The 21,361-nt window shown below is 73.2% G+C and carries 22 protein-coding genes; 15 read left to right on the plus strand and 7 right to left on the minus strand.

Annotated features, from left to right (window positions below; genetic code table 11):
- Positions 1-83 precede the first annotated feature (83 nt).
- The 3 genes from AC1DWH_RS08830 to AC1DWH_RS08840 are packed head-to-tail and all read left to right on the plus strand — an operon-like array spanning position 84 to position 2,663.
- Positions 84-737: a response regulator transcription factor gene (locus AC1DWH_RS08830; RefSeq protein WP_456844623.1), complete on the plus strand. Its 654-nt coding sequence runs from the start codon at positions 84-86 to the stop codon at positions 735-737.
- 2 nt (positions 738-739) lie between these two features.
- A complete protein-coding gene (locus tag AC1DWH_RS08835; RefSeq protein WP_477093369.1) occupies positions 740-2,074 on the plus strand; it encodes a sensor histidine kinase in 1,335 nt (444 codons plus the stop codon).
- Positions 2,075-2,105: 31 nt separating this feature from the next.
- A complete protein-coding gene (locus tag AC1DWH_RS08840) occupies positions 2,106-2,663 on the plus strand; it encodes a DnaJ family domain-containing protein (RefSeq protein ID WP_477093370.1) in 558 nt (185 codons plus the stop codon).
- Between the two features lie 3 nt (positions 2,664-2,666).
- Here the strand turns inward: AC1DWH_RS08840 and AC1DWH_RS08845 are convergent, their stop codons facing one another.
- The 4 genes from AC1DWH_RS08845 to AC1DWH_RS08860 all read right to left on the minus strand — a co-directional run bounded on the left by AC1DWH_RS08845 (position 2,667) and on the right by AC1DWH_RS08860 (position 5,977).
- Complete coding sequence (locus AC1DWH_RS08845) at positions 2,667-2,891, minus strand: hypothetical protein (RefSeq protein WP_456844620.1); 225 nt, start codon at positions 2,889-2,891, stop codon at positions 2,667-2,669.
- A 71-nt stretch (positions 2,892-2,962) separates the two neighbouring features.
- Positions 2,963-4,489 (minus strand): MDR family MFS transporter, encoded by a 1,527-nt coding sequence (locus AC1DWH_RS08850; RefSeq protein ID WP_477093371.1) that lies wholly within the window; start codon positions 4,487-4,489, stop codon positions 2,963-2,965.
- Between the two features lie 138 nt (positions 4,490-4,627).
- Entirely contained in the window at positions 4,628-4,957 is a 330-nt protein-coding gene (locus AC1DWH_RS08855; protein ID WP_477093372.1) for a YciI family protein, read from the minus strand.
- Between the two features lie 84 nt (positions 4,958-5,041).
- On the minus strand, positions 5,042-5,977 hold the full coding sequence (locus AC1DWH_RS08860; RefSeq protein ID WP_477093373.1) for a DNA-3-methyladenine glycosylase family protein: 936 nt from the start codon (positions 5,975-5,977) through the stop codon (positions 5,042-5,044).
- Between the two features lie 53 nt (positions 5,978-6,030).
- Between AC1DWH_RS08860 and AC1DWH_RS08865 the strand changes: the two genes are divergently transcribed.
- A complete protein-coding gene (locus AC1DWH_RS08865) occupies positions 6,031-6,915 on the plus strand; it encodes a DUF72 domain-containing protein (RefSeq protein ID WP_477093374.1) in 885 nt (294 codons plus the stop codon).
- Here AC1DWH_RS08865 and AC1DWH_RS08870 read toward each other — a convergent pair.
- On the minus strand, positions 6,902-7,270 hold the full coding sequence (locus AC1DWH_RS08870) for an RNA-binding S4 domain-containing protein (RefSeq protein WP_477093375.1): 369 nt from the start codon (positions 7,268-7,270) through the stop codon (positions 6,902-6,904). The two genes, AC1DWH_RS08865 and AC1DWH_RS08870, sit on opposite strands and share 14 nt — an antisense overlap.
- Before the next feature lie 194 nt (positions 7,271-7,464).
- Here AC1DWH_RS08870 and AC1DWH_RS08875 point away from each other — a divergent pair, with 194 nt between their 5' ends.
- Positions 7,465-8,694, plus strand: coding sequence for an amidohydrolase (locus AC1DWH_RS08875; RefSeq protein ID WP_477093376.1), 1,230 nt, complete (start codon positions 7,465-7,467; stop codon positions 8,692-8,694).
- A 42-nt stretch (positions 8,695-8,736) separates the two neighbouring features.
- Here AC1DWH_RS08875 and pgi read toward each other — a convergent pair whose 3' ends face one another.
- Complete coding sequence (gene pgi, locus AC1DWH_RS08880) at positions 8,737-10,407, minus strand: glucose-6-phosphate isomerase (RefSeq protein ID WP_477093377.1); 1,671 nt, start codon at positions 10,405-10,407, stop codon at positions 8,737-8,739.
- A gap of 146 nt (positions 10,408-10,553) precedes the next feature.
- On the opposite strand from pgi, the gene AC1DWH_RS08885 reads away from it, so the two are divergent.
- The 4 genes from AC1DWH_RS08885 to AC1DWH_RS08900 are packed head-to-tail and all read left to right on the plus strand — an operon-like array spanning position 10,554 to position 13,663.
- Positions 10,554-10,871 carry a hypothetical protein gene (locus AC1DWH_RS08885; protein ID WP_477093378.1) on the plus strand — a complete coding sequence of 106 codons (318 nt, stop codon included), beginning with the start codon at positions 10,554-10,556 and terminating at the stop codon, positions 10,869-10,871.
- Between the two features lies 1 nt (position 10,872).
- Positions 10,873-11,757 (plus strand): PfkB family carbohydrate kinase, encoded by an 885-nt coding sequence (locus AC1DWH_RS08890; protein ID WP_477093379.1) that lies wholly within the window; start codon positions 10,873-10,875, stop codon positions 11,755-11,757.
- Between the two features lie 48 nt (positions 11,758-11,805).
- Complete coding sequence (locus AC1DWH_RS08895; RefSeq protein ID WP_477093380.1) at positions 11,806-12,957, plus strand: sensor histidine kinase; 1,152 nt, start codon at positions 11,806-11,808, stop codon at positions 12,955-12,957.
- 49 nt (positions 12,958-13,006) lie between these two features.
- Complete coding sequence (locus AC1DWH_RS08900; RefSeq protein ID WP_477093381.1) at positions 13,007-13,663, plus strand: response regulator; 657 nt, start codon at positions 13,007-13,009, stop codon at positions 13,661-13,663.
- On the opposite strand, the gene AC1DWH_RS08905 is transcribed toward AC1DWH_RS08900, so the two are convergent.
- Positions 13,664-14,710, minus strand: coding sequence for an LLM class flavin-dependent oxidoreductase (locus AC1DWH_RS08905; RefSeq protein WP_456844608.1), 1,047 nt, complete (start codon positions 14,708-14,710; stop codon positions 13,664-13,666).
- Between the two features lie 218 nt (positions 14,711-14,928).
- Between AC1DWH_RS08905 and AC1DWH_RS08910 the strand changes: the two genes are divergently transcribed.
- The 6 genes from AC1DWH_RS08910 (at position 14,929) to nagB (ending at position 21,356) form a co-directional block, all read left to right on the plus strand.
- Positions 14,929-16,104, plus strand: a complete 1,176-nt coding sequence (locus tag AC1DWH_RS08910; RefSeq protein ID WP_477093382.1) for an ROK family transcriptional regulator — start codon at positions 14,929-14,931, stop codon at positions 16,102-16,104.
- An 86-nt stretch (positions 16,105-16,190) separates the two neighbouring features.
- A complete protein-coding gene (locus tag AC1DWH_RS08915) occupies positions 16,191-17,519 on the plus strand; it encodes an extracellular solute-binding protein (protein ID WP_477093383.1) in 1,329 nt (442 codons plus the stop codon).
- A gap of 193 nt (positions 17,520-17,712) precedes the next feature.
- Positions 17,713-18,654 carry a carbohydrate ABC transporter permease gene (locus AC1DWH_RS08920; RefSeq protein WP_456844571.1) on the plus strand — a complete coding sequence of 314 codons (942 nt, stop codon included), beginning with the start codon at positions 17,713-17,715 and terminating at the stop codon, positions 18,652-18,654.
- 47 nt (positions 18,655-18,701) lie between these two features.
- Positions 18,702-19,574, plus strand: a complete 873-nt coding sequence (locus tag AC1DWH_RS08925) for a carbohydrate ABC transporter permease (protein WP_477093621.1) — start codon at positions 18,702-18,704, stop codon at positions 19,572-19,574.
- 1 nt (position 19,575) lies between these two features.
- Positions 19,576-20,574, plus strand: coding sequence for an ROK family protein (locus AC1DWH_RS08930; protein ID WP_477093384.1), 999 nt, complete (start codon positions 19,576-19,578; stop codon positions 20,572-20,574).
- Positions 20,574-21,356 (plus strand): glucosamine-6-phosphate deaminase, encoded by a 783-nt coding sequence (gene nagB / locus AC1DWH_RS08935; protein ID WP_456844569.1) that lies wholly within the window; start codon positions 20,574-20,576, stop codon positions 21,354-21,356. The genes AC1DWH_RS08930 and nagB overlap by 1 nt, the downstream gene beginning before the upstream one ends.
- Positions 21,357-21,361 lie beyond the last annotated feature (5 nt).

Raw genomic sequence — 21,361 nt, forward strand, 5'->3', positions numbered from 1 at the left:
GGACCAACTGTGCATCGTGCCTGCTGAGGCCATGCTGAGAGCATCGTGCGCCCCCGTGGTCCGGGCAGTGCGATGCTGGCGAGGTGCGGGTCCTGGTGGTCGACGACGAGCGCGGGCTCGTGCGCGCCCTGCACCGCGGCCTGACCGCCGAGGGGTTTGCGGTCGACGTGGCCTACGACGGCGAGCGGGGGCTCGAGCTGGCCTCCGAGGACACCTACGACGCGATCGTGCTGGACGTCATGCTGCCCCGGCGCAACGGGTACGACGTCGTGACCGAGCTGCGCGCGCGGGACGTGTGGACGCCGGTGCTCATGCTCAGTGCGAAGGACGGCGAGTACGACGTCGCGGACGGCCTCGACGTCGGGGCCGACGACTACCTGACCAAGCCGTTCGCGTTCGTCGTGCTGGTCTCGCGCCTGCGCGCGCTGCTGCGACGGCAGGGTCAGGTCCGCCCGCCGGTGCTCACGGTCGGCACCCTGGTGCTCGACCCCGCGACGCGCAGCGTGAGTCACGGCGGCGACCCGGTGGCGCTGACCACCCGCGAGCTGGCCCTGCTGGAGTACCTCATGCACCACGCCGACCGCGTGGTGGGCAAGGTGGAGCTGCGCGACCACGTGTGGGACGGCACGGGCGAGGACGTCAACGTCGTCGAGGTGTACGTCGGCTACCTGCGCCGCAAGCTCGGCCGTGACGTCGTCGAGACGGTCCGCGGCGCCGGGTACCGCGTGGCGGGCTAGCGGTGCCCGCCGGCGTCCGTCGGGGCGCGTCCCTGCGGTTGCGGCTCACCGTGCTCGCGTCGGGCGCGCTGTGCGTGGCGCTCGTCGTGGGCGCGGTCGCGCTCACGGTCGTCCTGCGGAGCACCCGGGTGGACGTCCTGTCCGACGTGGTCCGCGAGCGCGCGGCGACCGTGGCGGCACTGGCGTCGGACGACCGGCTGCCCGGCACGCTCCCGGTGGCCGAGCCGGGCGAGATCGTGCAGCTGATCGACGCCGACGGTGCGGTGCTGGCCACGTCCCCGAACGCGAGCCGGACCCTGCCGGTGCTCCCGATCGGCGAGCTGGCGGGGCTCAGCGGCGTCTCGACCACGGAGCAGAGCGCGTACGACGACGTCGCGCGGGTCGCCGTGCAGCCCACCACCTACCGGGGCGAGCCGGCGACGGTCGTCGCGAGCGTGCCGCTCACCGAGGTGCAGGGCGTGCTCGACGCGCTCCGCCTGGCGCTCGTGGTCGTCGTGCCGCTGCTCACCCTGACCCTCGCCCTCGTGGTGTGGGTGATCCTCGGCCGTGCGCTGCGGCCGGTGGAGGAGCTGCGCCGGGGGGCCGCCCAGGTCGCGTCGTCGGGCGGACCGGGGTCGCTGCCGGTGCCCGACCGGGACGACGAGCTCGGGGCGCTGGCCCGCACGCTGAACTCGATGCTCGACCGGCTCGAGGCCGGCGCGGCCCGGCAGCGGGCGTTCGTCGCGGACGCCGCGCACGAGCTCCGGTCCCCGCTGGCCGCCCTGCGCACGAGCATCGAGGTCGCGCGAGCACACCCGACCTCCTACGGGACCGAGGAGCTCGCGGCCGACCTCGAGGGCGAGGTGCTGCGTATGCAGGTGCTGGTGGACGACCTGCTGCTGCTCGCCCGCGTGGGTTCGACGCCGCTGGTGCACGAGGAGCTCGACCTGCTCGCCGTGGCCCGCGACGTGGTCCGGCCCGGTGGGGCGGTGGCCGTCACCGTGTCGGGGGCGGGGCACGCCCGGGGGGATGCCATGGCAGTCGGACGGGTGCTGCGCAACCTCGTCGACAACGCCGCGCGGCACGCCGTCGACCAGGTCGAGGTGGTGGTGGCCGACGGCCGGGTGCGGGTGGACGACGACGGCGCCGGGCTCGCCCCGGGCGACCGGGAGCGGGTGTTCGAGAGGTTCGTGCGGCTCGACGAGGCCCGCGAGCGGGACGCGGGCGGCAGCGGGCTCGGGCTCGCGATCGCCCGTGAGATCGCCCGGGAGCAGGGCGGGGACGTGGTGCTCGGCGATGCCGACCTCGGGGGGCTGAGGGCCGAGCTCCGGCTGCCGCGGTGGGGTGCCTCGACGTAGTTTGGGACCCACGAGCCCCGCGGAGGTGACGATGACCGAGCACGACCCCGTGCGTGACGCGGCCCGGTACCGGGCCGACCGCGACGCCGCACGCGACGGAGCGCCCGACGCGGCAGACGGCCCCCCACAGGCCGTCGGTCGGATGGAGAACCGGCACCTGTGGGTCGACGTGGTGATCGACCAGGCGATCGCCCGCGGGGAGTTCGACGACCTGCCGCTGGCCGGCAAGCCGATCCCCGGCATCGGCACCCAGCACGACCCGGACTGGTGGCTCAAGGCGCTGATCGCCCGCGAGCAGATCACGGGCGTCCTGCCCGAGGCGATCCAGCTGCGCAAGGACGACGCGGCGCTGGTCGGGCGGCTCGACGGGCTGCGGTCCGAGAAGGACGTGCGCGAGGCGCTGGCGGAGTTCAACGCGCGGATCGTCTCCGCGCGACGGCAGCTGATGGGCGGCCCGCCCGTGGTCACCCCGCTGCGCGACGTGGAGCTCGAGGTCAGGCAGTGGCACGCGCGGCGGACGCCGGCGGCGCCGGTGGTGGAGCCGGTCGAGCCGACCGTGCGGCGCCGGTGGTGGCGCCGGGCCGACTGACGGTCAGCGGTCCTCGAGGGCCGGCAGGATCGTCGTGGGGATGGCGAAGGCCAGCGTGATCGACAGGATGCCGCCGGCGAAGACCCACGGGCCCCAGTCGCCGACGTTGAAGGCCACCGTGAACAGCGCGAGCCCGAGCAGGAACAGGATGGCCGGGAAGACGACGGCCAGGGCGCGGCCGCCGGGGGCGCTGGACCCCTCGCGACGCTCGATCACCGGGTAGCTCATGGGACGTCCTCCTGGGGTGCTGCGGCGGCCCCCGGCGTCGGATCCACCGGGGGCCACCAGCGTAGCCAGTGCTAGACGACCTGCGCCGCCTCACCCGCCAGGATCTCGTCCGACGCCTCGTCCGGGGAGCCGTGCGGCGACGGGGCCGCCCGCACGAAGAACGCCGCCGGGATGGCCGCGAGCGAGATGAACGCGCCCACCAGGAACGCCGAGTGGATGCCCCCGGCGGTGGCGTCGAGGACGTCCGCGCCGCCGGCCGCGAGCGTGGCGCTCTGGGCCGTGAGGACCGTGATGAACAGCGCCGTCCCCGCCGCACCGGCGACCTGCTGGACCGTGCCGACGACCGCGCTGCCGTGCGAGTACAGGTGCGCGGGCAGCGACCCGAGCGCGGAGGTGAACAGCGGCGTGAACATCAGCGCGAGACCGATGCTGAGCAGCACGTGGGACGCCAGCAGCAGCCACGACGAGCTCGTCGTGCCCAGCATCGTGAAGCCCCAGGCGCCGGCGCTGACCACGACGGCTCCCGGCACCAGCAACGGCCGCGGGCCGTACCGGTCGTAGGCGCGCCCGACGCTCGGCGCGAGGACGCCCATGAGCAGGCCGCCGGGCAGCAGGAGCAGGCCCGTCTGCAGCGCCTCCAGCCCGAGCACGGTCTGGGCGTACAGCGGGACCAGGATCAGCGTGCCGAACAGCGACATCATGCTGATCGCCATGACGCCGACCGAGACGCGGAACGTCGACGACGAGAAGGTCCGCAGGTCGAGCAGGGCGTCGTCCACCTTCTGCAGCTGGATCTGGCGCCAGATGAACACCGCGAGGGACACGGCGCCGACCCCGAGCGAGACCCACGTGACGGTCGAGATGCCCGTCGTGGCCGCGGCGCCGAGCCCGCTGAGCCCGTAGACCAGGCCGCCGAACGCGAACGCCGAGAGGATGACCGAGCCGACGTCGACGCGCGCGAGCTTGGGCTCGGTGAGGTTCGGCAGGCGCATGGCACCCAGCGCGAGGGCGCCGACCGCGATCGGCAGCACCAGGGCGAACAGCCACCGCCAGTCGAGGACGCTCAGCACCAGGCCGGAGATCGTCGGACCGATGGCCGGGGCGACCGAGATGACGATGGAGATGTTGCCCATCGTGCGACCGCGGCTGGCGGGCGGGGTGACGGTCATGACGGTGGTCATGAGCAGCGGCAGCATGATCGCGGTGCCGCCGGCTTGCACCACGCGGCCCGCGATGAGCGTCCCGAACCCGGGCGCCAGCGCGCAGATCGTCGTGCCGACGCTGAACAGGGTCATCGCGGCGATGAACGTGGTCCGCGTGGTGAACCGCTGGATCACGAAGCCGGTGACCGGGATGACGACCGCCATCGTCAGCATGAACGCCGTGGTGACCCACTGGGCCGTGCTCGCGGGGATGTCCAGGTCGGTCATCAGGTGGGGCAGGGCGACGCCCATGATCGTCTCGTTGAGGATGACGACGAACGTCGAGATGAGCAGCAGGCGCACGGCCAGGCGGTCGCGCGGGCCGTTGTCCGGCACGGCGTCCTCGGGTGCAGCGCCCGACGGCGGATGGGTGGTGGTCAGGGTCTCGTCGGTCACAGCGGTCACCTCAGGGTGCGGGAGGAAGGATGTGGCGCGGCCGACGTGGTCGGCGCGGACGGTGTGCACAGTCTGTGCGGGCCGACCCTGCGGGGTCGACGTCTTTCGCGTTCAGGAGAACTGGACTCGGGGTCGTGCTCAGAGCCCCAACGGCCAGGTCGCCCGGACCTCGATGCGCCCGGCGTGGGCCATCGGGTGGGCGGCGGCCCGCGCCAGCGCCTCGTCGAGGTCCTTGCACTCGAGGACGTCGAAGCCGGCGATGAGCTCCTGCGTCTCGGCGAACGGGCCCTCGGTCACCAGCAGCCTGCCCGAGCGGACCCGGACGGTGCGGGCGTCCTCGACCGGCCGCAGGCGGTCGCCCTCGACGGTCAGGCCGCGCCGGTCGTTCTCGGCCACCCAGTCGCGGATGTCGTCGCCGGGGTCGGTGTCGGGCTCGGTGTCCGTACAGATCAGCAGCAGGAAGCGCATGGGTCCTCCGGTTCGGGGAAGGTCGGGCTGTCATCTGTTGGACGAACCCGGTGCGCCCGGATCGACACTCGCGGGCGACCAATCTCAGTGCAACGGTCGCGCGCGGGGTGCGCGCGGCCCGAAGCGGGGGGCGTTCGCCGCGCCGGTGATCTCGATCAGGCGGATGACGCGCTGCCGATGACCGGCCCACGGCTCGAGCAGGCGGAGCATCCCGGCGTCGTCGGTACGCCGGCCCGTCAGCGCCCAGCCGACCAGGTGGGCCAGGTGGAAGTCCCCGACGGAGACCGCGTCCGCGTCACCCAGCGCGCGCGACGTGATCTCGGCGACGGTCCACGGGCCGATGCCGCGCACCGTGAGCAGGCGTCGCCGCGCCTCGTCGATCGGCAGGTCGACGCCCTCCTGGAGCCGGTGGGCCACGGCGGCGGCCCGCGCGACCGTGCCCGCGCGCTGCTCCTCGACGCCGGCCCGTCGCCAGTCCCACACGGGGACCGCGCGCCAGGTCTCGGCCGTCGGGGGCACCCGCAGCGTCCGCGGGGCGGGTCCGGGAGCGGGCGTGCCGTGCTGCAGGACCAGCCGGCGCCAGGCAGCCTTCGCGTCGAGGCCGACGACGCGCTGCTCGAGCACGGCCGGGACGAGCGCCTCGAGCACGTTCGCCGACCGCGGGATCCGCAGCCCGGGCAGCCGGTGGTGGGCCTCGCGGACGACCGGGTGCAGGGCGGCGTCGAAGCCCGTGGGGTCGTCGTCGGCGCCCAGCAACCCGGGCACGCCGGCCAGGGCACGCTCGGCGCCCGGTCCCCAGGCGGTCGCGTGGATCCCGTCGGCGCGGCGCACCAGGTGCCGGGTGGCCGGGCCGTCGGGGGTCGACGTCGCCTGCCACACGGACCCGTCCGGGGCGAACCACCACGCCGGGTCGCCCGCACCGCGCCGCAGCGGCCCGAGGGTGAGCCGGACGTCGACCGGCGCCGCCGGACGGTAGACCGACGCGAGCCACGCGTGCTCGTCTGTCGGCGCGGGGATCACGCCTCCACTATGCGCCGCCGTCCCCGCGCGACGAAGCACGGCACACTGCCTGCATGACGATCCGCACCGGGATCTCCGGCTGGCGCTACCCACCCTGGCGCGGCGTGTTCTACCCGGCCGACCTGCCGCAGCGTCGCGAGCTCGAGTACGCGTCGCGCGCGCTCACCTCCATCGAGATCAACGGCTCGTTCTACGCGCTCCAGCGCCCCGAGAGCTACCGCAGCTGGGTCGCCGAGACGCCCGACGACTTCGTCTTCTCGGTCAAGGGTCCGCGGTTCGTCACGCACCTCAAGAAGCTCGCAGACGTGCGCGTGCCGGTGGCCAACTTCTTCGCCAGCGGAGTCCTCGCGCTCGGACCCAAGCTCGGCCCCGTCCTGTGGCAGCTGCCGCCGAACCTCGGCTTCCACCCTGACCGGCTCGCGGCCTTCTTCGAGCTCCTCCCGCGCAGCACGGCCGCCGCGGCCGAGCTGGCCACCGAGCACGACGAGCGGCTCGACGACCGGGCGTTGACCAGCACCGACGAGGACCGGCCCCTGCGGCACGTCCTCGAGGTCCGGCACGCCAGCTTCGAGGACCGGCGGTTCGTCGAGCAGCTCCGGGAGCACGGCATCGGGCTGGTGGTCGCGGACGCGGCCGGTCGGTGGCCCGTGATCGAGGACGTCACCGCCGACCTGGTCTACGTCCGCCTGCACGGCGAGACCGAGCTGTACGCCAGCGGGTACGACGACGAGTCCCTCGACCGGTGGGCGGCGAAGGTCCGGGCGTGGGCCGCCGGCGACGAGCCGGCGGGCGCGCGGACGCTCGCCGGGCCCGGTCCCGCGGCGGCCGGACGGGACGTCTTCGTGTACTTCGACAACGACACCAAGGTCCGCGCGCCGTACGACTCGATGGCGCTCGCGCGCCGGCTCGGGATCGCGCCGCAGGTCAGCGGCCCTTGAGCCGCTGGATCAGGCGCCGGTCACGCTTGGTCGGACGGCCCGCGCCGCGGTCCCGCTCGCCCGGGACCACGTGCTCCTTCGGCAGCGGCGCGGGGGAGCGGTCGAGGTAGCAGGCCACCGCCACCGGCGCGCCGACCCGCTTCACCACCGTGCGCTGCACGACGACGATCCGCTCGCGCTCGCCGCCGCGGACGTGCACCTCGTCGCCCGGGACCACCATCGTCGCGGGCTTGGCGCGCTCGCCGTTGACGCGCACGTGCCCGGCGCGGCACGCCGCCGCGGCCGCGGACCGGGTGGCGAACAGCCGCACCGCCCAGGTCCACGCGTCCACGCGCGCACGCGTCACCTCAGCCACGGCCCGAGCCTCTCACGACCGCCGACGGACGCTGAGGCCCCCGTCCGACCGAGGCGGTCGCCGGCCCCCCGTCGGCGCGACACCCGTCGACCATGTCGTTATCGACCTCATTCGGCCCGATGGCGTCGATAGGCACATGCTCGGGCGCTCGGGCGCGCGCGACGGCCGTCCGCCGGTCGTCATACGGTGGAGCGATGACCTCCTCCTCGCAGATCGTCGCCGTGACCGGCGGCTATGTCGTGCCCGTCGCCTCCGAGCCCATCGAGGGCGGCACCGTGCTCGTCGTCGACGGGCGCATCACGGCGGTCGGGGCGGACGTCGAGATCCCCGACGGCGCGCGGATCGTCGACGCCACCGGGCGCTGGGTCCTGCCGGGGTTCGTCGAGTCGCACGGGCACGTCGGCCTGCACGAGGAGGGCGAGGGGGCGGCGGGCAACGACACCAACGAGATGACGACCCCCAACGCGGCAGCGGTCCGCGCGATCGACGCGATCAACATCGACGACGAGGGGTTCCGCGACGCGCTGAGCGGCGGCGTCACGTCGATCGTGGTGAAGCCGGGCTCGGGCAACCCGATCGGCGGGCAGTCCGTGGCCATCAAGGCGTGGGGCGGGCGGACGGTCGACGAGCAGGTGATCTCGGCCTCGGTGAGCGTGAAGTCGGCGCTGGGGGAGAACCCGAAGCGGGTGTACGGGGAGCGCAAGCAGACGCCGTCGACCCGGCTGGGCACCGCGCTGGTCATCCGCGAGGCGTTCACGCGGGCGCAGCACTACCGGGCCGCGCGGTCGGCGGCGGCGACCAAGGGCGAGCCTTTCAAGACGGACCTGGCGATGGACACCCTCGCGCGCGTGCTCGACGGCGAGCTCGCCTGGGACCAGCACACCCACCGGCACGACGACATCGCGACGGCCCTGCGGCTGGCCGACGAGTTCGGGTACCGGCTCGTCATCAACCACGGCACCGAGGCGCACAAGATCGCCGACGTCCTCGCCGAGCGCGACATCCCGGTGATCTTCGGTCCGATGTTCACCAGCCGGTCCAAGGTCGAGCTCCGCGACCGGGCCATCGCCAACCTGGCCACGCTCGCCGCCGCGGGCGTCCGGGTCGCCATCACCACCGACCACCCCGTGGTGCCCATCAACTTCCTGGTCCACCAGGCGACCCTCGCGGTGAAGGAGGGGCTGCCGCGCCAGACCGCCCTGGAGGCGCTGACCGTGAACCCGGCGACGTTCCTGCGCCTGCACGAGCGGGTCGGAGCGCTCGCGGCCGGGCTCGACGGCGACATCGTCGTGTGGTCGGGCGATCCCCTCGACGTGACCTCACGCGCCGAGCACGTGCTCATCGACGGGAAGACCGTCTACACGTGGGACGCCGAGGCCGGCCACGGCGTGGTCGTGGAGCGCTCGGCACGCTTCGCGGAGTAGCCGCGCGCCGCCGGCCGCGCGGGTGCGAGGCAGCGGTTCTCGTCAGTCGCGGAGCTCGAGGTACTTGCTGATCAGCGCGCGGGTCGACGGGTCCTGTGCGGCGAGCGCGGCGGCGTCCCCCTGCACGGCGGGGGCGATCTCGAGCGCGAGCTTCTTGCCCAGCTCGACACCCCACTGGTCGAACGAGTCGATGCCCCACACGACGCCCTGCACGAACGTGATGTGCTCGTACAGCGCGATGAGCTGGCCGAGGACGCTCGGGGTGAGCGACGAGGCCAGGATCGACGTGGTCGGGCGGTTCCCGGAGAACACGCGCGCGGCCACGATGTCCTCGGCGGTCCCCTCGGCGCGGACCTCGTCGGCGGTCTTGCCGAACGCCAGGGCCTTGGTCTGCGCGAAGAAGTTGGCCAGGAAGAGGCCGTGTACGTCGACGCCACCGTCGGTGAGCGGGTGCGCCGGGTTGGCGACGGCGATGAAGTCGGCGGGGATCAGCCGCGTGCCCTGGTGGATGAGCTGGTAGAACGCGTGCTGGCCGTTGGTGCCGGGCTCGCCCCAGAACACCTCGCCGGTCTGCGTGGTGACCGGGGTGCCGTCCCAGCGGACAGACTTGCCGTTCGACTCCATGGTCAGCTGCTGCAGGTACGCCGCGAACCGGTGCAGGTACTGCGCGTACGGCAGCACGGCGTGCGTGTGCGCGCCGAGGAAGTTGACGTACCAGACGTTGAGCAGCCCCATGAGGACGGGCACGTTCTGCGCGAACGGCGTCGTGGCCACGTGCTCGTCGACCGCGTGGAAGCCGGCCAGGAAGTCGCGGAAGCCGTCGGGCCCGATCGCGATGGCCAGCGACGTGCCGATGGTCGAGTCGACCGAGTACCGGCCGCCCACCCAGTCCCAGAAGCCGAACGCGTTCGCGGGGTCGATGCCGAACGCGGCGACCTTGTCGAGCGCCGTGGAGACCGCGACGAAGTGCTTGGCGACGGCGGCGTTGCGGGACTCGTCGTCGTCGGCCGTGCGCAGCTGCTCCCAGAGCCAGTCGCGGGCCAGGCGCGCGTTGGTCAGCGTCTCGAGGGTGCCGAACGTCTTGGACGCGACGATGAACAGCGTGGTCGTCGGGTCGAGGTCCTTGACGGTCTCCGCGAGGTCGCTGGGGTCGATGTTGGAGACGAACCGCACCTCGAGCCCGTCCTGCACGTACGGCTTGAGCGCCTCGTACGCCATGACCGGACCCAGGTCGGAGCCGCCGATGCCGATGTTGACGACGGTCCGGACGCGCGACCCGGTCACGCCGGTCCACTCGCCGGAGCGGACCTTGTCGGCGAACGCGAACATCTTGGTCAGCTCGGCCTGCACGTCGCGGTCGATGTCCTGGCCGTCGACGGCGAGCGACGGCGAGGCGCCGGGCGGGCGGCGCAGGGCCGTGTGCAGCACCGCGCGGTCCTCGGTCACGTTGATGTGGTCGCCCCGCAGCATGGCCTGCAGCCGGTCGGCCAGCCCGACCTCGTCGGCGAGCCGGACCAGCAACGCCAGCGTCTCGTCGGTGACCAGGTTCTTCGACAGGTCGACCGTGAGGTCGGCCAGCGGGAGCGTGAGTCGGGTGGCGCGCTCGGGGTCGGCGGCGAACCAGCCGCGCAGGTCGGGCGACAGCGTCGACTCGTGGACGCTCAGCTCCTGCCAGGCGGTCGTGGTCGTGGCGTCGATGGGCTGCGTGGACACGGTGTTTCCCTCTCGAGCGGGTCGGGGTGCGCGCGCGGTGGTCGCGACGGCGCCGGGTCCACCGTATTGCGCGGGCGGGACCGCTCGCACCGCGGTCCGTGGCCACGCGTCCGACGACGGCATCGTGCCCGGTTAGGTTGTGGCGCATGTCCCGCGTCCCCACCGCCGTCATCGCCGCCCTGACCCTGGTGGTCGGTTTCGCCGTCGCCGAGCTCACCGACGTGCGCGCCCTCGGCGGCGTCGTGCTGGTGGCGGGCGTGGTGTGGTGCGCGGTCCGGGCCCGGTCCGCCGGCTGGTGGCGGGTGTCCGCCGTGGTCCTGGTCGGGGCCGTCTGCTTCGCCGGATCGCACCTGCTCGGGCACGTCATCGGCGCCTGGCCCGCGGTGGTCGTGGCGGCGCTGGTGCTCGGTGCCGCGACGTTCCTGCTGGTGGACCGCCCGGTCGTCGCGGAGCGCGTCGCCTGAGATGAGCGCCCTCCTCGTGTGCTGCGGCCTGGCGACGCTGGACGTCGTGCAGGTGGTCGACCGCCTCCCGGGTGCCGACGAGAAGGTGGTCGCGCGCAGCCTCGAGGTGACGTTCGGCGGCCCGGCGGCCAACGCGGCGGCGACCGCGGTCGCGCTCGGGGTCCGCACCCGGCTCGTGACGGCGCTCGGGGCGGGACCGGTGGCCGACCTGGTCCGCGACGGGCTCGTGAACGCCGGCGTCGAGGTGGTCGACCTGCTCGACGGGCTGCCGGGGTCGCCGGCCGTCTCGACCGTGCTGGTCACCGCGGCGACGGGGGAGCGGGCCGTCGTGTCCGTCAACGCGACCGGCACCGCCGACCTGCCCGCGCCGGCGGCCGGCGTGCTCGACGGGGCGACCGCGGTGCTCGTCGACGGGCACCATCTCGAGGCCGGTGCTGCGCTCGCGGCGGAGGCGCGTCGACGTGGGGTGCCGGTCCTGCTCGACGGCGGCAGCTGGAAGCCGGGGCTGGACCGCCTGCTGGCGGTGGTCGACCACGCGGTGCTCTCGGCGGACTTCGGGCTCCCGGGGGAGCCGACGACGCAGGACGAGCTGCTCGGGCGGGTCGCGGCGATCGGACCGCGGGTGGTCGCCCGCTCGTCGGGCGCGGGTCCGGTGCGGGTGCGGGTCGCGACGGACGACGGCGACGTCTCGTGGTCCTCGATCGAGCCGCCGACCGTCGAGACCACGGACGTCGTCGACACCCTCGGCGCCGGGGACGTGCTGCACGGCGCCACCGCCGCGGCGCTCGCCGCCGGTCAGCCGTTCCTCGTGGCGCTCGCCGAGGGGATCCGGTGCGCGAGCGACTCCGTCCGCCACCGCGGCGCGCTGGGCTGGGTTAGGGAGTAGGCCGTTCGGCCGACCCGCCGGAGTGCGGGCGGTGCCTAGGCTGCCTGCGTGATCCCCGACGCCCTCCGTCCGCTGTGGACGGCGCCCCGACCCCCGGGCGCGCCGGCGCGCGTCTGGCGGGACTGGGTGCTGGTCGGGCTGCTGGTGCCGGCCGCGGTCCTCGAGACCGTGCAGCGCCAGGACGTGACGTGGAAGGCCGCGTCCACGGTCGTCGCGGTCGTCACCGTGCTCGCGCTCCTGTGGCGGCGGACGCACCCGCTCGCCGTCGCGGTCGTCGTGTTCGGCGGCCTGGCCGTGGTCGATGCGGCCGCACTGGTGGCCGGCGCGGGCGAGTGGGGCCTGTACACGTCGGCGTGCATCCTGCTGGTGCCGTACGCGCTGGTCAGGTGGGGGAGCGGACGCGAGGTCGTGCTCGGGCTCGCCGTCGTGGTGGTCGCGCTGGCCCTCGGCGTCGCCGGGCACTGGACCGGCATCGGCGACGCGGTGCTCGAGATCGTGTTCCTGCTGTCACCGGCCGCGATCGGCGCCTGGGTGCGGTTCGTCGCGACGTCGCGGCTGCGCGAGCAGGACCAGGTGCGCCTGCGGGAGCGCGAGCAGCTCGCGCGGGAGCTGCACGACACGGTCGCGCACCACGTCTCGGCGATCGCCGTCCGGGCGCAGGCGGGCCGGGTGGTGGCGGCCACCGATCCCGACGCCGCGGTCGACGCCCTGCGACTCATCGAGGCCGAGGCCTCGCGGGCGCTGACCGAGATGCGGCTCATGGTCGGCGCGCTGCGCGACGGTGGCGCCGCCGCGGAGCTGGCCCCGCAGCAGGGGATCGCGGACATCGAGCGGCTGGCCAAGGCCGTGGACGGGCCGCCGCGCGTCGAGCTGGAGCTGTCCGGGGAGCTGGACGACCTGCGTCCCGCGGTCGGCGTCGCCGTGTACCGGCTCGCGCAGGAGTCGATCACCAACGCCCTGCGCCACGCACGCCACGCCTCCCGGATCCGGGTGCTCGTCGCCGGTGACGACGACTGCGTGCGCCTGACGGTGTCCGACGACGGCGAGGTCCAGGCGCGGGGCGGGACCGGGTACGGGTACGGGATCGTCGGCATGACCGAGCGGGCGGCGCTGCTCGGGGGGACCCTGGACGCCGGCCCCGGCGCCGAGCGGGGCTGGACGGTCGAGGCCGTGCTACCGAGGGTCGGGGCGGCGCGATGACAACCGACGAGCGGGGCGGCGCGATGACGACCGAGGAGCGGGCGGCGCGATGACGATCCGGGTGCTGGTGGCCGACGACCAGGAGATCGTGCGGACCGGCCTGGCCATGATCCTGGCGGCGCAGCCCGGGATCGAGGTGGTCGCCCAGGTCGGCGACGGGCGTCAGGCGGTGGCACTGGCCCGCGAGCTGCGGCCCGACGTGTGCCTGCTCGACATCCGGATGCCCGAGATGGACGGCATCGAGGCGACGCGGCGGCTGGCCGGACCGGACGTCGCGGACCCGCTGGCGGTCGTCGTCATCACCACGTTCGACCTCGACGAGTACGTGCACGGGGCGCTCAAGGCGGGTGCGCGCGGGTTCCTGCTCAAGGACGCGGGGCCCGAGCTGCTGGTCCAGGCGGTGCACGCGGCCGCCGCCGGCGACGCCTTGATCGCCCCGAACGTCACGGTCCGCCTGCTCGCGACGTTCGCGGCCGGCGGCGACGGGCGGCCCGCGGCGCAGCCGATCGCCCCGCTGACGGGCCGCGAGGAGGAGGTGCTGCTCACCGTGGCGCGGGGGCGGACCAACTCGGAGATCGCCGACGAGCTGCACATCAGCCTCGGCACGGTGAAGACGCACCTCGGCAGCCTCATGGACAAGCTGGGGGCGCGGAACCGGGTGGAGCTCGCCATGTGGGCGTTCGAGACGGGCCGGATGGGCCGCTAGCTAGCCGAGGGCCTCGCGGACCAGCGGGGCGACCCGGGTGCCGAGCAGCTCGATCGACCGCAGCGACTCCTTCTGCGGCACGCCGGACAGGTCCATCTGGAACGACTGCCGGTCGTGGTGCAGGACCTCGTGCAGCGCGACGATCCGCTCGGCGATCTGCTCGGGCTCGCCGACGAAGTACGCGCCGCCGCGGGCCGCCTGCGCCTCGTAGGAGATGCGGTTGGGCATCGGGAACCCGCGCTCGGAGGAGATCCGGCGCATCGACTCCAGCCAGTACGGGTAGAAGAAGTCGCGGGCCGCCTTGCCGTCCTCGGCGAAGAAGCCCATGCCCGCGACGGAGACGAAGCGGTCGCTCGCCTCGTGCCCCGACTCGGCGTGCGCGCGCCGGTACAGGTCCACCAGCGGCGCGAACTGGGCGGGCTGCCCGCCGATGATCGCGTAGCTGATGGGCAGCCCGAGCACGCCCGCGCGCACCGACGACTGGGGGTTGCCGCCGGTGGCGACGGCGATCCGCAGGTGCTGCCCGCGACCGGGGTGGTCGAACGGGCGGGGGAGGACCAGGGCGTCGTCGAGCGCGGAGCGGAACCGGCCGCTCCACGTCACGCGCTCCGACTCGTCGAGCCGCAGGAGCAGCTGGATCTTCTCGTCGTAGAGCTCGTCGTAGTCGTCGAGCGATGCCCCGAACAGCGGGTACGACTCGATGAACGAGCCCCGACCGGCCAGCAGCTCGACCCGGCCCTCGGAGAGCAGGTCCATCGTCGCGAACTGCTGGAAGACGCGGACGGGATCCTCGGTCGACAGGACCGTCACCGCGCTGCCGACGGTGAGCCGGGACGTCTGCGCGAGGGCCGCGGCGATCACCGTGGACGGCGAGGAGATCGCGTAGTCCGGGCGGTGGTGCTCACCGATCCCGACGTAGTCGAGGCCCACCTCCTCGGCCAGCCGGACGCGCTCGAGCACGTCCCGGATGCGCTGGCCGGGGGAGACCTGGGCCCCGGTGACGGGGTCGGGGTGGACGTCGCCGAACGTGTACAGGCCGAGTTCCATGACCATGCGAACGCATCGACCGCGGCGCCTGTTCCCGGCGTTCCCGCAGGTGGGAGCGTCGCTGCACGTCATCGGCGTGGACGCGTTCCCACCGGGGCGGACTGAAACGTCACAACGAGATGACGGGATGAGTCCCCGGTGTGAACGTCCGGTCACGATGTGGTCACGGTCACAGAAGTGAGTTGACTTCGATTAGTAAGGAAGGTCTACTAACAAACGTGACAGCGACCACGCAGCCCCTCGCGGCAGCACGCGGAGTCGGTCGGGCACTGCGCCCGACCGGCAAGGTGCTGCCCGAGCACGCTCGTGCGCACAACCGGTCGCTCGTGCTCGCCCACCTGTTTCACATCGGCCCGGCGTCCCGCGCCGACATCGCCCGCAGCACCGGCCTGACCCGCGTGACGGTGTCCGGTCTGGTGGCGGACCTGATCGCCGAGGGCCTGGTCGAGGAGCTCGGGGTCCGCGCCGAGGGCAAGGTGGGCAAGCCCGCCACCCTCGTCGGCATGCGGACGTCGGACTTCCAGATCGTCGCGGTGGACCTCACCGACGACTCCCGGCTGCTGGGTGCCGTGATGACGCTCGTCGGCGGCGTGGTCGTGCGCCGCTCGGTCGCCCTCGAGGGCCGCACGGGTGCTGCCGCCGCGGAGCTCGTCGAGGAGCTGTGCCGCGAGCTGCTGGCCGCGGCGACCCGCCCGGTCATCGGCGTCGGCATCGCGTCCCCGGGTGTCATCGACCTCGCGGGCACCGTCGTCCAGGCGCCCAACCGCGGCTGGTACGACCTCCCGCTCGCCGCGGACCTCACGCGGGCGCTCGGCGTGCCGGTGCACGTGGCCAACGACGCCAACACCCGGGCGCTGGGGGAGTTCACCTACGGCGCCGCCGCCGGGTCGGGCTGCATGGTCGTCACCATCGGCCAGGGCGTCGGAGCGGGCATCGTCGTCGACGGCGCGCTCGTGCTCGGCCGGCACCACGCCGCGGGCGAGATCGGCCACGTCACCGTGGTGGACGGCGACGTGCGCGACGAGCCCCCGCTCGACTGCGCGTGCGGCCGCTCCGGATGCCTCGAGACCGTGCTCAGCGTCCCGGCCCTGCGCCGCCGGACCGTCGGTCTGTCCCCCGAAGACTCCGACGCCGCCCTGGCGTCGGTCGGACGGTTGCTGGGCATCGCCCTGGCACCCGTCGTCAGTGCGCTCGACCTCGCCGAGGTCCTGCTCTCCGGTCCGCCGGAGCTGCTGGACGGACCTCTGCGCGACTCGGCGCTCGCCACCGTCCGCTCCCGGACCATGCCCGTCATCGGGCACGGGCTGGCGCTGCGGATGGGATCCCTCGACGAGGACGGGGCTCTCGCTGGTGCGGCAGTCCTGGTCCTGTCAGGCCAGCTGGGGGTCTCGTGACGACCCCCAGCCGGCCCACTGCAGGTCGGAAGAACCACCCGGCGACGCCACCCGGTGCTCGCCTCGCTCACGGGAGGAACCCCAACGTGAAGATCCTACGTTTCGCGGCCGTCGGCGTGGCGGCCGCGCTCACGCTCGCGGCCTGCGGCAACGGCGACGACGCCGGTGACTCGGCCAGCACGCCCGCCGGCACGCCCGAGCCCGCCACGATCAAGCTGTGGCTCAACGGCACGGACACCCCGGACGCGCTGCGTGAGTACCTCACGACGACGTTCGAGTCCGAGAACCCGGGCTCCAAGCTCGTCATCGAGCAGCAGGACTGGAACGGCCTGGTCCCGCGCCTGCAGACCGCGCTGGCCTCCGAGGACCAGACCCCCGACGTGGTCGAGATCGGCAACACGCAGTCGCCGACCTTCACCTACGCCGGCGCGTTCGCCGACATCACCGACATGTACGACGAGCTCGGTGGCGACAAGCTGCTCCCCGGCTTCGTCGCGGCGGGCAGCGCGGACGACAAGTTCTACGCCGCTCCGTACTACTCCGGTGCCCGTGCCGTGTTCTACAACAAGGACGCGTTCGCGGCGGCCGGCGTCGAGGTCCCCACGACGCTCGCCGAGTTCACCGAGGTCGCCAAGAAGCTCCAGACGGACACGCAGTCCGGCTTCTGGCTGCCCGGCCAGGACTGGTACAACGGCGCCGCGTGGATCTACACCAACGGTGGCGACCTCGCGGTGAAGGACGGCGACACCTGGAAGGGTGCCCTGTCCTCGCCCGAGTCCATCAAGGGTCTCGAGGAGGTCCAGGACCTCTTCAAGAACGCGACGCACGCCCCGGCCGACAGCGACTCGAACGAGCCGTGGGTCCCGTTCAACGCGGGCCAGGCCGCCATGTTCTCCGCGCCGACGTGGGCCCGGTGGAGCATCGACCTGCCGCAGTGCAACCAGGGTGTCGCCGCTGACGACAAGTCGGACGCCGCCAAGGCCAAGCTCGCGGACCAGCAGAAGTGCAACGAGGAGCACACCGGCATCTTCCCGCTGCCGGGCATCGAGGCCGGCTCGTACGCGAACGGCTTCGCCGGTGGCTCGAACATCGCCATCGCGGCGAAGTCCAAGCACCCGGAGCTGGCCAAGAGCCTGCTGAAGATCATGTTCACGGAGGACTTCCAGAACATGCTCGGCCAGAACGGCCTGATCCCCGGCAACACGGACTACGCCGCCTCCATGGGTGACGACGTCTACGCCAAGGCCGCCGTCGCCGCCGCCCTCAACGCCAAGCTCACGCCGGCCGCCGAGAAGTGGGCGGACGTCGAGGGTGACCGCATCCTGGAGGACTTCTTCCAGAAGCTCGCCACCGGTGCGGACGTCAAGGAGACTGCCGCTGCGACGGACAAGCTCATCGAGGACGCGCTGAACTGATCCCGGCTCCGGCCGGCCGCCTCCCCMCCCGGGGTGCGGCCGGCCGGGACCAGACCGGTCGGACGACCTCCGACCGATCGACCGCACGACGATCACGGTCGACCGATCCCCGATCGTCCGACCACCTGATCCGGGCGCGACCGGGCCTGCCCACGCAGGCCGGCCCGGTCGCGCCACCAGACAGGAGTTCCCCATGGCAGCCTCTGCCCCCGCGCTGCAGACGGACGACGTCGCCGTCGCCTTCCCGCGCCGCCGCCGCCGCAAGCTCGGCGTGTACGGCCTGCTCGTCCCCGCCGCGATCCTCATGGGCGTCGCGCTCGGCTACCCGCTGGTCCGCCAGTTCGTCATCTCCTTCCAGGAGTACGGCCTGCGCCAGCAGTTCGGCCAGCCCGCCGAGTGGGTCGGCCTGCAGAACTACGTCGACCTGCTGACCGACCCGTACGTGTGGGCCGTCATCGGGCGCTCGATCGCCTTCTGCCTGGTCAACGCCGCCGTGACGATGCTCATCGGCATCGCGTTCGCGGTCCTCATGTCGCGGATCAGCACGTTCTCGCGCATCACGCTGCAGGTCTCGCTGCTGCTGGCCTGGGGGACCCCGGTGCTCGCCTCGATGACCGTGTGGCAGTGGCTCTTCGACTCGCAGTACGGCGTCATCAACTGGGTCCTGGCCCACGTCTTCGGCCTCGACGACATGGCCGGCCACTCCTGGATCATCCAGCCGCTGTCCTTCTACTTCGTGGCGACCGTCATCGTCGTGTGGATGTCCGTGCCGTTCGTCGCGTTCTCCGTGTACGCCGGGCTGCTGCAGGTCCCCGAGGAGACGATGGAGGCCGCCCAGCTCGACGGCGCCTCGTCGCGCCAGCGGTTCTGGAACATCACGATCCCGATGATCCGGCCGGTCCTCTCGATCGTGCTGCTGCTGCAGGTCATCTGGGACCTCAAGGTCTTCACGCAGATCTACGTGCTCCAGCGGGCCGGCGCGCCGACGCGCGAGACCAACCTGCTGGGCACCCTCATCTACTCGTACGCCAAGGAGTTCTCCATGGCCGGCGCGCTCGCCACGATCATGCTGGTGCTGACGCTCGCCCTGACCGGCTTCTACATCCGGCAGATGCTGAAGGAGGACGAGCTGTGAGCACCGTCGACGTCCCGGCACCCGCGCCGCAGGCCACCCCGAGCGAGATCCCGCTCGGCAAGCAGCCCACGTCGTCCGAGGCCGGTCGCGCGCAGTCCCGCGGTGGCCGCCGCGCCCTCGGCGCCCTCGCCGTCGTCCTGGCCGTGGTGTGGGTCTTCCCCATCTACTGGATGATCAACAGCGCGTTCCTGCCGCTGAACAAGCTGCAGACGCCGAACCCCACGTTCTTCCCGCTGGGCGGCACGCTGTCGAACTTCCGGCGCGTGCTGAACGACCCGACGTTCTGGGCCGCGATGCGCGTCTCGCTGGCGGTCGTCGTCATCGTCCTGATCGCCGCCCTGATCTTCGCGTTCCTCGCCGCGCTCGCCGTCAGCCGGTTCCGGTTCCGCGGGCGCAAGGGCTTCATCCTGACGATCCTCGTCGTGCAGATGATCCCGGCCGAGGGTCTGTTCATCTCGCAGTACCAGATGCTCGACGGCTGGAACCTGGTGAACAAGGTGGCCGGCCTGGCGCTGGTCTACACCGCGGCGATCCTGCCCTTCACCATCTGGATGCTGCGCGGGTTCGTGGCCGGCGTGCCCATCGAGCTCGAGGAGGCCGGGATGGTCGACGGGCTCTCGCGCACCGCCGCCTTCTTCCGGATCACGTTCCCGCTGCTCGCCCCCGGTCTGGTCGCCGCAGGCGTCTACGGGTTCCTGCAGGCGTGGAACGAGTACACCCTGGCCCTCGTCGTCATGACCGACCCCGCGCAGCGCACGCTGCCGCTGTGGCTGCAGGGGCTCGTCGAGTCCAACCGCGCCACCGACTGGGGCGTCGTCATGGCCGGCTCGGCGCTCATCGCGATCCCCGTCATCGTGTTCTTCTTGTTCGTGCAGAACAAGATGACGTCCGGGCTCGTCGCGGGTGCGGTGAAGGGCTGACGTGAACGCGCAGGGGATCCCGACGCCGCACGAGCTGGTGTCGGACGGGGGAACGCGCCCGTGGTCGGTCGGGCTGGACGTCGGCGGCACCAAGGTGCTCGGGGTCCTCATGGATGCCGGGGGCGTCGTGCGGCACCAGCTGCGCTCGGCCACGGTCGGCGGGGCGGACGGGGTGGTCGACACGGTCGTGTCCGTCGTCGAGGAGCTCGCCGCCAGTGCGGGTGTGCCCGTCGCCGAGCTGGCCGGGGTGGGCATCGGCCTGCCGGGCGTCGTCGACGCCGCCGACGGCACGGTCGAGCACGCGGTCAACCTCGGCATCGAGCAGCGCACGCCGCTGGCCGCGCTGGTCGCGGCCCGGCTCGGGCTGCCGGTGCGGGTGGAGAACGACCTCACCGTGGCGGTCGTCGGCGCGGCCCACACGGTCGACGGCCAGCACGCGGCGTCCGACGCCGACGTCGTGCACGACCTCGCCTTCCTCGCGCTCGGCACCGGTCTTGCCGCCGGGCTGCTGCTCGAGGGCCGGCTGCGCCGGGGCTCGACGGGCGGCGCGGGGGAGATCGGTCACCTGACGCTCGTGCCCGACGGTCTGCCGTGCAAGTGCGGGCAGCTGGGCTGCCTGGAGCAGTACGCCTCGGGGTCGGCGCTCGACGCCGCCTGGCCCAGCCGATACGGGCGGCCCGCGCCCGAGGAGCTCTTCGTCGCGGCCGAGGCCGGTGACCCGCAGGCGATCGAGATCAGGGACCGGTTCGCCTGGGCCGTCGCCGCGGCCGTGCGGATCCTGGTCCTCACCTGCGACGTCGAGCTCGTCGTCATCGGGGGTGGCGTCAGCGCCCTCGGGCAGCCGCTGCTGCGCGCGATCACCGCGGAGCTGGAGCGCGAGGCCCAGGCGTCGCCGTTCCTGGCGTCCATGGGGCTCGCGCGGCGCGTGAGCCTCGCGCCTGCCGACATCCCGGTCGGCGCCGTCGGTGCGGCGCTGCTGGGCAGAGGGGAGTACGTCTGATGGAGGTCGTCATCGCGCCCGGCCCCGAGCTGGGCCGGCTCGCCGCCGCCGCGATCGAGCAGCTGGTGCGCGCGCAGCCCGACGCGGTGCTGGGCCTGGCGACGGGCTCGAGCCCGCTGGCCGTCTACGACGAGCTGGCCCGCCGGCACGTCGAGCACGGGCTGTCGTTCGCCCGCACCCGCGCCTTCATGCTCGACGAGTACGTCGGTCTCGCGGCGGACCACCCCGAGCGGTACCGCAACGTCATCGAGCGGGAGATCGCCTCCCGCGTCGACTTCGCCCCGGGTGCCGTGCAGGGGCCGGACGGGCTCGCCGACGACCTGGTCGCGGCCTGCGCCGCGTACGAGGACGCGATCGCCGCGGTCGGCGGCGTCGACCTGCAGATCCTCGGCATCGGCACCGACGGGCACATCGCGTTCAACGAGCCGGGCTCGTCGCTGGCCTCGCGCACGCGCATCAAGACGCTGACCCGCCAGACCCGCGAGGACAACGCCCGCTTCTTCGGCGGGGACATCGACCTGGTCCCGCAGCACTGCCTCACCCAGGGGCTCGCCACGATCATGGCGGCGCGGCACCTGGTGCTCCTGGCGACGGGCAAGGGCAAGGCCGAGGCCGTGCACCAGCTGGTCGAGGGGCCGGTCAGCGCCATGTGGCCGGCGACGATCATGCAGCACCACCCGCACGTCACAGTGCTCGTCGACGACGCGGCCGCGAGCCGCCTCCAGCTCGCCGACTACTACCGCGAGACGTTCGCCGCGAAGCCCGACTGGCAGGGGCTCTGAGCCTG

This window comes from Cellulomonas sp. P2_F12 (assembly GCF_056403775.1).

What these genes read in the sequence shown, in the direction of transcription:
- AC1DWH_RS08840 (WP_477093370.1), top strand. Translation starts at nt 2,106, where the DNA reads ATGACCGAGCACGACCCCGTGCGTGACGCGGCCCGGTACCGGGCCGAC.
- AC1DWH_RS08845 (WP_456844620.1), bottom strand. Translation starts at nt 2,891, where the DNA reads ATGAGCTACCCGGTGATCGAGCGTCGCGAGGGGTCCAGCGCCCCCGGC.
- AC1DWH_RS08855 (WP_477093372.1), bottom strand. Translation starts at nt 4,957, where the DNA reads ATGCGCTTCCTGCTGCTGATCTGTACGGACACCGAGCCCGACACCGAC.
- AC1DWH_RS08865 (WP_477093374.1), top strand. Translation starts at nt 6,031, where the DNA reads ATGACGATCCGCACCGGGATCTCCGGCTGGCGCTACCCACCCTGGCGC.
- AC1DWH_RS08875 (WP_477093376.1), top strand. Translation starts at nt 7,465, where the DNA reads ATGACCTCCTCCTCGCAGATCGTCGCCGTGACCGGCGGCTATGTCGTG.
- AC1DWH_RS08885 (WP_477093378.1), top strand. Translation starts at nt 10,554, where the DNA reads ATGTCCCGCGTCCCCACCGCCGTCATCGCCGCCCTGACCCTGGTGGTC.
- AC1DWH_RS08890 (WP_477093379.1), top strand. Translation starts at nt 10,873, where the DNA reads ATGAGCGCCCTCCTCGTGTGCTGCGGCCTGGCGACGCTGGACGTCGTG.
- AC1DWH_RS08900 (WP_477093381.1), top strand. Translation starts at nt 13,007, where the DNA reads ATGACGATCCGGGTGCTGGTGGCCGACGACCAGGAGATCGTGCGGACC.
- AC1DWH_RS08905 (WP_456844608.1), bottom strand. Translation starts at nt 14,710, where the DNA reads ATGGAACTCGGCCTGTACACGTTCGGCGACGTCCACCCCGACCCCGTC.
- AC1DWH_RS08920 (WP_456844571.1), top strand. Translation starts at nt 17,713, where the DNA reads ATGGCAGCCTCTGCCCCCGCGCTGCAGACGGACGACGTCGCCGTCGCC.
- nagB (WP_456844569.1), top strand. Translation starts at nt 20,574, where the DNA reads ATGGAGGTCGTCATCGCGCCCGGCCCCGAGCTGGGCCGGCTCGCCGCC.